This window comes from Leptolyngbya sp. FACHB-711, from assembly GCF_014695615.1.
GTDB lineage: Bacteria > Cyanobacteriota > Cyanobacteriia > Elainellales > Elainellaceae > Leptolyngbya_A.
In genome coordinates this window covers 17,795-29,984 of the sequence record NZ_JACJOR010000287.1, presented here as the reverse complement: position 1 = coordinate 29,984, position 12,190 = coordinate 17,795, and the positions used below count along the sequence as shown (strand labels likewise).

Sequence of the window (12,190 nt, the reverse complement as noted above, 5' to 3'; positions counted from 1 at the left end):
CTGAGTTAATAAGCTATGTATCCGTTGAAATAGAGTTCGATTGTGGAAGATTTGAGAATGGTGTTGTGGAAGGAACTGAGGGCTTGATAGAGACAATTATCATGGCTATCAATGGTTGTGTAACTCAATATTTAAGCGGTTCTTGGAATTCAGAATCTATTGCTGCAATTGAGATAGCTGTTCCACCAGTATTACTTACTGACAGTTGGGGAGAAGTTCTCATAACCCTTGCCACGGAGGAGTATAAGTTTTTTGGCAGAGGATACCAACATGATTTTCCTAGAGCAGTAGCAGATGCTTATCTAAACGCATTAGCTGCCATCATGAACAGTCGTATTTTTCAACCCTAACTCTTGAACCCGTCACGAAGTGTGTAAAACAAAGGGTCGGATACTGTTGGCGAACCTCGATTGAGATCACATCAGCTATCCTGAAAACAAATCTCTATATTGCTGAGGGTGACTTGCCATGTCTCTCGCGTTTGAGCCAATCCCTCCCGTTCCTCCTGAAACAGTGCGTGTCGCTAAAGCTGCATTCCCAAAAGGTAACTTGTACATAACGCTGAGAGACGAGTTAGGTCCTATTTTCGGGGATGCAGATTTTGCCCACTTGTTTTCCAAAACTGGACAACCCGCGATTCCGCCCTGGCAACTGGCACTGATTACGGTGATGCAATTTCGAGAAAACCTCTCTGATCGGCAAGCCGCTGATGCCGTCCGTTCTCGAATTGACTGGAAATATTTGTTGGGTTTGGAGTTAACGGATGCAGGATTTGACTTCAGTGTATTGAGCGAGTTTCGTCAGCGCTTGATTGAGGGGCAAGCGGAGCATCTGTTACTGGACCGATTGTTGGAACACTGCCGTATCTTAGGGCTGGTCAAAGCTCGGGGCAAGCAGCGGACTGATGCCACTCGTGTGTTAGCCTCAATCCGAGCCCTCAGCCGATTAGAGCTAGTTGCAGAAACATTTCGAGCTGTTTTGAATGAACTCGCAACGCTGGTTCCTGAATGGACAGCACAAGTTGCTTTAGAACCATGGTATAAGCGTTACGGTCGTCGAATTGAAGATACTCGATTACCGAAAAGTACAACAGAACGAGATAAATATGCACAAACAGTAGGCGATGATATTGACTATCTATTGAAGTGCCTTGAGGAGTCTAATCTTTCAATTGATTGGGAGAACCTACCGAGCATTATTGCTCTAAAACTGATTTGGCAACGGCATTATGAAGTGATGACCGATGATCAAACAGGATTTAAGCAGGTCAGATTCAAACCTAAAAGTGAATTAACCAAGGCGGCTGAGGCAGTTGAATCGCCCTATGACAGGGATGCACGTTATCGCAGCCGGCATAGCCTTCATTGGACTGGATATATGGTGCATTTCAGTGAAACCTGTGACGATGAGGATTGCCATTTGATGACTCAGGTCATGACAACACCTGCAACGGTGCATGAGGTGAACTGTACCGACTCGATTCATCAAGCCTTGATTGATAAACAATTGCCACCCGATGAGCATTTTGTCGATTCAGCTTATGTCGAAGCTCATTTACTCGTGGAGGCTCAAGCCCAGGGTATTACGATGGTTGGACCCGCTCGTCCCAATCCCACTTGGCAAACCAAAACAGAGAATGCGTTTGACTTCACTCAGTTTGTGGTGGATTGGGAACATCAGCGGGTCACCTGCCCACAGGGCAAGCAGTCTATTTCCTGGTCCCCTTTGATTGGGCAGGATGGGCATCTTGTTTTCAAAGCCAAGTTTTCGACGCTGGACTGTGGACCTTGTGCCGCCCGTTCTCACTGTACTCGAGCAAAACCGCCTGCTGCGCGCAGTGTCCTGCTGATGCCACAGCCGCAGTATGCAGCGCTCAAGGCGGCAAGAGCGACCCATGCCAGTGCTGAAGGACAGCAACGGTACAAGCGTCGCGCTGGGATTGAAGGAACGCTCTCTCAAGGAGTTCGAGCGTTTGGACTCCGGCAAACCCGATATCGAGGACTAGCTAAAACCCATTTGCAAAATACTGCGGTCGCCACTGCAATGAACTTTGAGCGCTTGGTCAACTGGGTGACGGGTGTGCCAAGAGCAAAAACTCGGGTTTCTCGTTTCGCCGCTCTAGCGCCAGATTAAGGGAAGTGTGATCCTCGTCGAGCTTCGCCAACAGTATCGGGTCGTTTTATTTACAAACCCAACTGGCACACCGCAAATCGTCACTTCGCCAACAATAAATCCTAAAAGCTTCTGCCGCGATCGCAGAAGCTCCTACCAACAGCACGTTGCAGAAAGACAAGAGAATTCAACATTGCCGAATTTAGTTATCTTCGGCGATTGTAGAGGTGGCAACGGTTGTGTTCAGCGGAGGCAAATAATCTTTAAACTCGGCACCAAGGTCTTTGTTCTGTCCGCTGCAACGCGCTGGTTAGGCGAACGCAGTCGACCACCTTCGAGAATGGATAAGATCCGCGATCTACAACTGTTTGTAGGAGCGAGCCTGCGGTTAGCTGGAAAGTACTGGGTAACCGAGGTTGCGCACTAAACTCTCCAGAACGTCCCGCGTGCCCGCATCAAGTTCGCCCGTTTCGCCGACGAAATCCGACGTGGTTGCCTGATTCCAAGCACGTTGGAACTTCAGGATAGCGTTTTGGGTGAGCCGCCCGTTTCGCCCGTCCGCGGGTCCAGGGTCAATGCCGACCACGATCAGCGCACGCTGCACGCCGAGCACAGTGTTGATGTCCAGCGTCGGCAGTGGTACGGCCGTGGCCAGTTCAATGAACTCCGCTTCTTCCTTACGGCGTGACCCGAACGCGTCCCCGAAATTCCGGAACTCATGGACTGCCTCCGCCCAACGCTGCTCAGTCAGATATTGCCAGACTCTGGGGGTTCGAACCGGTAGGTTGGGACCGTACTGGTAGGCGAGATCGATGATCGCCGTTCTGACCAGATCCGGCAGGCGCGAAAATTCGCCCGGCGTACCGCGCGCCGCGTCGTAGCGCTGCTCCACTGTAGAGGCGATCCGCGCAAGGGCATGCTGGTTCAGGAGGTCGGCTTCATGGGAAGTGATCGTCACGCCCGGCACGATCGCCACCTCCTGCTTGGCCGCGTCCCCTGTCTTGCCCAAGAACCGCCGGAGCTTGTCGATGGTTTCCTCAGAAAGGCCCGCGGCGCGAAGGTCTGCCTCCGAGTACGCCCCGAGATCGACGCCGCGGGCGACGGTCGGACCCGTACTGCTTTGCGCGTTACTAGGAAAGTAGACGTTGGTAAGCGACCCACCCTCTTGTCGATCAATGACATCGATGAGGTGTTGACTAAACTGCATTAGTATCTCCTTGCGATCAACTCGTTTTGCTCTCGTTGTTTTAGCATCGGATTTCAATCCGGCGCGTCCTCCGGTTCATGATCGCCACATCGAAACCGGCGGTATAAAATCACCACGGCACTGTTCCGGCTGCTTTAAAGGGCGCTCATTGGGTCGGTTTTTAGCGACGAAGATCAAAGAGATCACTGTAGTCTGGCCTGATCCTATTGCTAGGCACCCATTGAATCGACGGATCGATTTCCGAGCGGCTCACCCTCAGCCGGACGACCGCGGGCCTGTCAGTAATTTCGCCAGGGTTCGGACTTTGGGACTCGATGTCGCAAACCGATATCGAGAACAAAGCACCAAGGTCACCACCCTGTTCGTCGCGCAACAGGACGTTGTGCTCTGTGGCGAGTTGCAACAGGGCATTGCCGGATCGTCTTGAGCCAGTGAAATCGGGAATCACGACCCTCCCCGAATCGGCACGCAGTATTGGGCGGGGAGTGAAATCCGGTACGTCAACGTGGACAAAGCGACAGGCCAGCGGATCGCGGGCGCAAGCCTTAGCGTTGTCCGTGAGGGTGTTGATGTTTTGAGTAAGCAGTTCGTGCAATGCGTTGAGCCGCGGCACATCGACATCGACGAACTCCGTCTGATGATTGAGCACGTACTTGATGCTGTTGCGCAGCTTCGTCTGCCGAGCGATGTTATCCAACGTTTCGCGCATTACCTGGTTGGCGTTCTCCATATCGATCCAGGTGAGGTCATCGTACGGCAGTGCCAAGATTTGATACGGCTGCGCGACGACACCAAAGGCGATCGGGGCATCACGCGCAATGATCGGCATTTCGCGTGCGCGCTGGAACGCCTGTTCGACCGTTTGTGGTTCTTCACGTCGGTTACCACCTCGCGTCCACGACGTGACCCTCATTTCATTGGTAGCGATGCTCCGCATCCAGCCTTGGAATGAGTCGAGAGTTACGTTCGCCGCAAAGACCCCGGCATCGGCCCCGGCTCTGATGCTCGTTTTGGTGGATTCCATCTCTGCGCTGTTGCGGGCACGGAACTCGAACACCGCGGTGTATTCTCCGCCCGTGATAATCGTCGAGACAAAGACATGGCCGAAGCGTTCGTGGAAGCGCGATAGGTTGCGCTGCTCCAGAAGGTGGCGGGCTTCGTCGGTCAATTGAGGATTATTCAGCCGGGTCGGGGCGTTAATGGTGCGTTGGTAGATCGCGACGAAGTTTGAGTACTCATGAATGTTGACCGACTTCGTGAACTCCACTTTAGCGCTGGCGCTGAAGATGAAGTACCGGGCCTCGACGCCGGCACTGAATTTGGTGATCTGGTTGAAGTCGGTTTCTGACTTGATGTGGCTGGCAGTGAGGAAGCTGTCTTGACCTGGAGCAACCTCCAACGGTACGGCTTCACCCACAACACCGACGCTCAGCGGTGCGCTGGTAACATAATCGAGACCGATGCCGAGGTCCATCGACGGGTGAAACTCATAATTCTCAGTTAGTGGGATGCCAGGCATGACAGCTTTCCTCCTTTTCGTTGCTTAAGATGAACTGCAAATGCACTTACGACCGCTAGCCGTCAAATTTTCGACAACAAGCTAGTTCTCCTGGCGGCGGACGTGGGTCAGCTATGCAACTGGAACGCAAGAACCAGCTTAAGCCAAGCCAACAACTGCGATCGGTTTGGGATTTCTCCGCCGCCTAGCGACGAAATTGAGCGGCTGCAAGCATTATTAACGCACTAAGGAGAACTGGGTCAGTCTGCTCTAATGACTTGTTAGCTGAATAGAGCTAGAGATCGCCTCAACTACGACCTCATCGACGACCTTCCCTCATCCTCTCAACCTTCAATCCTCTTCAAACACTGACCTCACCAGACATCTCCTGGACGATAACTTGATAGTGCATCAAATTAATGTGGGATAGGTGGCAATATCATGCCAATTCCATGATCGTGTCGCTAATCCTGCACGTTGAGCAGCAGTTGTTTTGAAACGGCTATGCTGCCAAATCCAGTTGAAATAACTCACCACTAATCGAGTTGTCACCTTCGTTTGCTCCCAGACTTTGCCAAACTTGTTTTGTCTGCGATGCCACCTTCCGGTTTGTTGTCTGACAATTCCGTTAGTTCGCTCTAATCGTTGCGTTTTGTCTTTGCCGATATGGTGCAGAATCTCCGGAGGCAAGACTCGTTCATAACCTCCCCAATCATCACTGTTGAACCGTTTACAAGCCGTTTTCCCCTCACTACTAACGATTAATTCCTCAATTAACTCATCCGTATGCTTTCCCAATCGTGCCGCCAAAATCAGTCCACTTGAATCAGCTAAACTCACAGCAATCCAGCAATCCCCCACGGTTAATTCCTCTGGGAAGCACTGCTTTTGTTTTTTGCGACAAATGACCACAGCTCATCCGCACTCACTTCCTCAGTTAGCACAGATTGAACTTCCGCATTGTGGACTAATTGTGCCTGCACACTGGCAGCACGAACAATACTCACGACGGTGTTGTAGGCAAGTCCACTCGTCCTGCTAATGCCCCTCAAACTGCTTCCTTCGCTATGCGCCTGGAGTACTTGTCGAATCTGTTCGGGTGTGACGTGGCGATGATAATACAAGGTGTCAAACCGTTCATTAAACGTTTGCTTGCATTGGGGGCAGAAATACCGTTGGCTCCCATTCGGAGCTTTACCATGTTTGTGAGTGCTGGGATGACCGCACAGGCGACATTCCATAGGTCTTGCTGGGGAGTAGCTGTCCCTCTAGTTTACCTAACCCACTACAACTTGATGCACTACCGACTAACTCTTCATGGCTGTCTGAAGAAATTGGAAAATGCTTGCCCAAAGTATTATATGCATAAAAAATACGACTTGCGATTCCAGTTACCCACTCTGAAGCCGTTTGCTGTTCACTCATTGCGGTCAAAGCAAGCAAGCCAATTGCAATATCAATTGCATGATTATCATAGAGTGGTGTCCAAGCCGATGGATTATTGTTGATCAGAACTGCGAGCATCTTGGCGATCGCAGTGCACTGTTGTAAGTAAGCTTGTTTGGCTGCATCCTCTCTAAACGCCTGCGATGCATACCAATAAGCTAAGCCAATGCTTCCTAATATTCCGATTGTCTCGAAAGTTCTTAAGGGATATTCCACCTCATCTGCCATGTTGTAGCCAAATAAACCATCGCGGATATAACAGTAAGGCTGGAGTTTTCCTGCGTACCGATCACCAATTGTTAAGTAAGTGGATAATAGAGAGCCATATCCTGCTACCGTTTTTTTACACTCAAACAAGTTATTCTGCCTTAGCCAGTCCCAAGCTCGAAGAATCAAATATTCAGCACTTAAAAGTGCGGGACGGAGGTTATCGGCTTCCTCGCTCCAATGAAATACAATGTTCAGGCTGAGATGCAGAAGGCGTAGAACCTTTTGGCGCTTCTGCACCGAACCTGGTTTCTTATCAGTTGGCAAGTTGTCATCGAATAGGGTTTCGTCGATCAATTGGTAAAAATACTTCGGCTGATCGTCATTCTGGTCAACCAATGCGATCGTCTTTCGTAGATTTTTCCGGGATTTTTCTTGAAATAGATACTCATCCAGTAAATACTCTTCAATCAGGGGCGCTAGCTCTTCGCCACCCCAGAAAGCAAACTCAATCTCCCCATATTTAGGATGGATTCGCGTGTGTTCGTGAACATAGTTAGTCCAGTTCTGAGCAACATTCTGCTTTAAGGCTCCACCTGTCACTAAAACAATTTTCTTCGGAAGTTTTGCGTGTCCTGGTCGAACACGAGTTCGTAGGTAGCCTTCTAGTATTTCATTTAAAGATGCTCTGATTCCATTTGGAGACGCATCCCACTCCTGCCGTGTGATATCTCCACACTTTGCTGTAAATAGAAACAGCTTCCGCCTTCCGTCCTCAGGATCGTTCCCTATAGCAGGAATATCAACACCATCCTGCCTGCCCCCACTTTCAGCCCGATTCAAAGGGATAATTTTCATGTTCATGAGTAGGTCGAAGAGCAACGAATCGAGTTCGCCTGCTTCTTTCAACATACTTAGATACTCACGAATCACTAACTTCATACTTCTGGCTCTGCCGAATTTGTTTCAAAAGTATCCGTAGCTTGCTCAAACCCTACTAACCTCCATCGCCAACGTTGATAAGCACGACCAACAGGATCAATAGCATCGCTTTGGGGCACATCATATCTGTAAGACAGGGGTGCAAAACGCATAGGTTCAGAGACTTTTTGGGCCGCTTCATCAAAATGAGCAGATGCCTTTCCATATTTGATTGGGATTTCCCGTCCAGCGAATATAGTCCGGAAGATTGAGCGTTCTTTAGCCTGTTCTACAATGTCTGCATTTTGTTTCCATTGGGCTTGGTAATAAGCATAGATTCTACTGGGAGGTGCTTGTAGTTCCTTTAGAGGAGGCAATGATTGCCGAGCTTGGAAATAGCGATCAAACCGCTTCAATGATGCTTGAATGATCTGCCTTTCTACTTCTGTAGTTGTCTCTTCACTAAGCCGATTGTTTAAATACTCCTTTGCTCTGACTGGATAATCGTAGACAACATAATCACCTAGCAGTATTACAATTTGCTCTGCAAGCGATCGAGAAATAGGCTCCCGCCGGGCGGCAGATAAAATTAAAGCAGCAAGTGAAATTCCACCTGTAACATAGCCTGCAATACGAGATAGTATCTGTTGAACAGTGAGTTCATCAAGGGAGTCGAGTACAGGTTTGCTAAGTAGAATTGATGGCTTTAGATTGTTATCAGCACTTTCACTGGAATTGTTTGATGGTATTGATGCAAAGAAATGCTCAATCTCAGATGCAGCATGATGTAAACGAGGGATTCTTGAGGCGAACCACTGGGTTAGTGCAGAGTTTAACTCATTACGGTAATGGTTGAATAACTCTGTAAGTGTATATCGCGTAATGTCAGATAAAGTATTGTCAGTATTGTTGGTGTAGTCCCAATTTAGTGCAAATACCTCAATAACTCGGATTGCAAAACCAGGTTCATTGTGAACATAGTGGCGAATTGCAAAGTCTAACTGCTTTAGAATTTCTAGATGCAAGAGTGGTTTTTGTAGAACTGCCAAGAGGGCTTGCTTATACCAATCTTTCTGAAAAGATTCCTCCGCTCGGCGAAATAGAACTTGGGCTGCTTCCTGACGGATAGTCAAATCTGATCGAGAGGATAATTCTACAAATTTAACGATCGCCTCATCTGAGTGGTCTAGCAGGTCTCCGTAAGCTTTGGTCAATATCAAATCTAACTCGGTGTTCTGTTGTAATAGGAATTCATTGAAGCGATCGAGTGTTTTAGCCAGTAAATCTGATTGTCCAGCAGCACTATAATTAAGCCGTCCCAATACAGCGATTCCTAAATTAGCTTCTACTGAATCACAAGAGCCAGTGAGTGACAATGCTCTCTGGTGAGCCGTATAGAAATCAAACTGACTTAGGATAAGTAGCGTTGTGAATATGAATTCAATAAAGAGTCGATTGGAGCGGCTTGTAAATTCTTGGTAAAATGCCTCAACAATTTCTTGCGATTGCTTCAGTAAACCCTGTATCTCATATTGAATTTTTCCGGCTCCAAGGTTAATGCTCGCAATAACTTCCAACGCATCAACTAAAGGCTTTGGTTCGGGTCGAAGGTCAGGTAATGCTGCACAAAATATCTCGTACAAGTGCCAGAAACGATCATGAGAAATATCTTCTGTGCTTCTTAATGTAGCAACTTCAATGATACGGGTAATTAAATCCTTACCATGCTCGTGCACTAGACTGCATATTGATCGTGAGCCAAGAGCGAGATTGTAGTTAAGTAGAATACTACAGCGATAAAGATGAGAAATATTCTTTAAAAAAACGTCTACATTATCCCAAGCCGCGACCAATTCATTAACAGCATATTCGACCAAATAGTCAGCTTTTAGGGCTGATTCGACAAAAGTAACTTCGTCTTCCTGTTGTTTTAAGAAACCGAGGGCAATCGCTCTTTCAACTTGAATTTTCTGTTGGTCTATAGGAACAGCTTCTTTTGCTTCTATATAAATAGCCTTGGCAACTTGTTGTAAGATCTCGTGAACTTCTGGTAAATCTGCACTAGTGGATTGCCAAGAACCTGGTATATTACTGTTTTGCGTCATAGCTTTGCACAGAAGCTGTTGTCAGGAGTTCCTTGATGATTCGGTTTTCCTTGTTATACCAATCGAAAATGAGCTTGAGCAGAATTAACCCTTATTGGGCAAGACTTTCAGGTGTTTAGTTATACTCACCTTCATATTGGATTGGTATTAGGCACAATAGTATTCATCATTGAATTAATTTCTGATTATGAGCAAATAGTGGAACAGTATGTGCAAGGTAGAACAACAAAACTTTCTCCTGCTTGATTTGAAGCTGAGAGTATGAGCCAGTAGTAGGGGTGATTGAAGGGTTCCTGTCATGAAGTGCAACTAGACTGAAAACATTTCCGAGCAAGAGTTTGGAAATGTAGCTATTGTACTAAAAATTCTGTTGCACCCTCAAATTGCCTCTACTGGTTAACAAATTTACGTTGTTTCGGGCTTCGGATTAGCTCTGATTGCATCTCATGACAGGAACCCTTCAATCACCCCTTTTAGAAGAATTCTTTATTGACAAGGCTTTCAGGAATTTTTTGCACTATTAAGGCTAACTGAGAGAGAACGGGCACTATTCGCTGTCCGCTTCCCCAATCGCCTTGAGATATGCCTCAGCCGCCGCCTGCTTAAACACGCCTTTGGTGTACCGCTGAAAGACTCGATCGCTCTTGATCCCCATCAACTCCTTCCCAAACAAAGGATCAACGCCCCGCCGCGTCACTTCCGTACCAAACGTATGACGGAAGCGGTGCGGATTAATGTCTTCCACCCCAGCGACTGCTCCCAGCTTTCGCACCATCTTATGCAGCCCCTTGTAACCTAAACGCTTACCCTTATTCTTCGGGTCCTGCGCCAGAAACATGGGACTTTCTGACAGTGGTTCAAACACGCCTCCCTGCTCCCGTCGCCATTCTAGATAAGCTTCCAGATGCGATCGCGCCTCTCGGCTCAACGGCACTTCACTCACGTTCTGCCCCTTCGATCGGCGCACCTTCAGGATTCTGCCGTTCCAGTGCTCCATATTGAGAGCAGAGGCTTCTGAAGCTCGCAGTCCATGACTTAGCACCGCCACGATTGCTCGGTCGCGTACCCGTGTCGCATCATCAAAATTCAATGCTTCCCATAGCTGACTCAAATCCTCCGTCTCCAGATGATCCGCTTGGGGTTCCTCCTGTCGTTCGAGATCGATCGCATCCGTGGGCAGCGGTTGATTCATTGGATAGCCGTTACTCCGGCGCAGCCAACCGTAGAACGATCGCAGCGTGTTCAGCACATGGTTAATCGATGTCGGCTTCAACCCCTTCGACTTTAGCTCTCGCCGATACTTGCCGATGTCGCTGGGAGTGACATCCAGCCAAGACTTGTCGCACCAGGCAGCAAAACGGATCAGTTGTCCTCGGTAGGTGCGCTGGGTATTCTCCGCTTTCCCGGTCTGCCGCAAGAACTCCTCGATTTGCCAATGGCGTAAGTCTGGTGGTTCTGATCGTCGAGGTTCCTGCTTCTTGCCGCCCTCAATGGACACGATCGCGAGTGGGGAAACGGGGTCAGTGGGGGAATCAGGCATGGTCAATCGGCAAGTTGTGTTGATTTCAGGTAGAGATAACGTGACTTATCTCTACCTGACAATCCTAAGACAACTTTTCTTCCCAATCTTCTCAAATTCCCTCTAATCAAGCCTTTGAAAGCAATCAGGGGATTGGAACAGGATACGTGTAAAAACCTGCAAGATAGCCCTCTAAGCCTTAATTGTCATAACTTTTAGCGATTCAGCATTAGATGGAATGAACATCCGGTGTAGCTGCTATGTAATGCAACTATTCAACGAGAGAATGAGGGTTTCAGGCTCTCTAAGGGCTAGTAAAGGCAGGGTGTACTAGCAGTTTTCGGGTAGTACGCATTCCAGAAGTAGTTCAAACCTATACTACTGCAAGGTTTCAAGGATATTGTTTGAAGCAGCAAAACCTGGAACATAGATATGGCAAGCATTTGAATCTTATCTTACAGGTTTTTACACGTATCCTGTCGCTATCCCCGCTAAGCCTGTAACCCTTGCAGCGCAGTGACTTTACCAGAGTTCAGGATACGTGTAATTTAGTGCTACCAAACGAAAAACGCTCACTAGGCAAGCGATCGAGGCTATCTTGGAATTTATTACGCTTATCCGATGCTGATATCACGTCTCAGGCTTTTCGTCCTCTTACACAATTAGGTGACTTCGGAGCTGGAAACTTCTTGGAGCTTTGAATTTACGTTGAGGTTTTCGGAAATCGCCCCCATTCACCAAATCTGCGTGAAACCCCGTTTATCGAGAGACGCGACAGCACGTCAACATCGTTTGTCGAGAGATGCGACAGCTTTTCTGACTTAAGGCAGATTGCCTCTTCATCTAAATCAATCAAAAGTGGGAAAATTAAAGGACTTTATAAAGTGATATATGCCTTTCCACCAAGACTATGTGCGTGTTGAACAGCCTGCCTTTGGGCAACTGATTCGGGAACTCCGGCACACGCTGAAACTGACCCAGGAGCGGTTCGCAGTTCAGCTTGGGGTTACATTTCCCACAATCAATCGCTGGGAAAACGGTCATGCCACTCCTTCACCCCTGGCACTGAAGCAAATCGACCTCCTGTTGAATCAGATGGCTCATTCTGACGATGCCACACTCCAGCGATGCAGTCAGGAGATTCGCAGCAAATACTTCTTCCAAAGGAACTAAGA

General features: G+C 48.2%; 9 protein-coding genes. 3 read left to right on the top strand and 6 right to left on the bottom strand.

Annotated features, from left to right (window positions below):
- Positions 1–350: hypothetical protein (locus H6F80_RS11365; RefSeq protein WP_190791662.1), on the top strand; the 350-nt coding region annotated here is incomplete at its 5' end.
- Positions 351–468: 118 nt separating this feature from the next.
- Complete coding sequence (locus H6F80_RS11360; protein ID WP_190791661.1) at positions 469–2,133, top strand: IS1182 family transposase; 1,665 nt, start codon at positions 469–471, stop codon at positions 2,131–2,133.
- 367 nt (positions 2,134–2,500) lie between these two features.
- On the opposite strand, the gene H6F80_RS11355 is transcribed toward H6F80_RS11360, so the two are convergent.
- The 6 genes from H6F80_RS11355 to H6F80_RS11330 all read right to left on the bottom strand — a co-directional run bounded on the left by H6F80_RS11355 (position 2,501) and on the right by H6F80_RS11330 (position 11,036).
- The gene (locus H6F80_RS11355; protein WP_190791660.1) at positions 2,501–3,319 is read right to left on the bottom strand and encodes a pesticin C-terminus-like muramidase; all 819 of its coding nucleotides are present in this window, start codon (positions 3,317–3,319) and stop codon (positions 2,501–2,503) included.
- 160 nt (positions 3,320–3,479) lie between these two features.
- Positions 3,480–4,838 carry a hypothetical protein gene (locus H6F80_RS11350; protein ID WP_190791659.1) on the bottom strand — a complete coding sequence of 453 codons (1,359 nt, stop codon included), beginning with the start codon at positions 4,836–4,838 and terminating at the stop codon, positions 3,480–3,482.
- A 390-nt stretch (positions 4,839–5,228) separates the two neighbouring features.
- A protein-coding gene (locus H6F80_RS11345; RefSeq protein WP_190791658.1) for an IS1 family transposase occupies positions 5,229–6,058 on the bottom strand; the annotation gives its coding sequence in 2 pieces (ribosomal slippage) (positions 5,229–5,714 and positions 5,717–6,058; 828 coding nt in all).
- On the bottom strand, positions 6,012–7,412 hold the full coding sequence (locus tag H6F80_RS11340; protein ID WP_190791657.1) for a hypothetical protein: 1,401 nt from the start codon (positions 7,410–7,412) through the stop codon (positions 6,012–6,014). Before H6F80_RS11340 ends, H6F80_RS11345 begins: the two co-directional genes overlap by 47 nt.
- A complete protein-coding gene (locus H6F80_RS11335; RefSeq protein ID WP_190791656.1) occupies positions 7,409–9,496 on the bottom strand; it encodes a hypothetical protein in 2,088 nt (695 codons plus the stop codon). Before H6F80_RS11335 ends, H6F80_RS11340 begins: the two co-directional genes overlap by 4 nt.
- Before the next feature lie 547 nt (positions 9,497–10,043).
- A complete protein-coding gene (locus tag H6F80_RS11330) occupies positions 10,044–11,036 on the bottom strand; it encodes a tyrosine-type recombinase/integrase (RefSeq protein WP_190791655.1) in 993 nt (330 codons plus the stop codon).
- Positions 11,037–11,906: 870 nt separating this feature from the next.
- On the opposite strand from H6F80_RS11330, the gene H6F80_RS11325 reads away from it, so the two are divergent.
- On the top strand, positions 11,907–12,188 hold the full coding sequence (locus H6F80_RS11325; protein ID WP_190791654.1) for a helix-turn-helix domain-containing protein: 282 nt from the start codon (positions 11,907–11,909) through the stop codon (positions 12,186–12,188).
- Positions 12,189–12,190: the final 2 nt, after the last annotated feature.

What these genes read in the sequence shown, in the direction of transcription:
- H6F80_RS11350 (WP_190791659.1), bottom strand. Translation starts at nt 4,838, where the DNA reads ATGCCTGGCATCCCACTAACTGAGAATTATGAGTTTCACCCGTCGATG.
- H6F80_RS11330 (WP_190791655.1), bottom strand. Translation starts at nt 11,036, where the DNA reads ATGCCTGATTCCCCCACTGACCCCGTTTCCCCACTCGCGATCGTGTCC.
- H6F80_RS11335 (WP_190791656.1), bottom strand. Translation starts at nt 9,496, where the DNA reads ATGACGCAAAACAGTAATATACCAGGTTCTTGGCAATCCACTAGTGCA.
- H6F80_RS11325 (WP_190791654.1), top strand. Translation starts at nt 11,907, where the DNA reads ATGCCTTTCCACCAAGACTATGTGCGTGTTGAACAGCCTGCCTTTGGG.
- H6F80_RS11355 (WP_190791660.1), bottom strand. Translation starts at nt 3,319, where the DNA reads ATGCAGTTTAGTCAACACCTCATCGATGTCATTGATCGACAAGAGGGT.
- H6F80_RS11360 (WP_190791661.1), top strand. Translation starts at nt 469, where the DNA reads ATGTCTCTCGCGTTTGAGCCAATCCCTCCCGTTCCTCCTGAAACAGTG.
- H6F80_RS11340 (WP_190791657.1), bottom strand. Translation starts at nt 7,412, where the DNA reads ATGAAGTTAGTGATTCGTGAGTATCTAAGTATGTTGAAAGAAGCAGGC.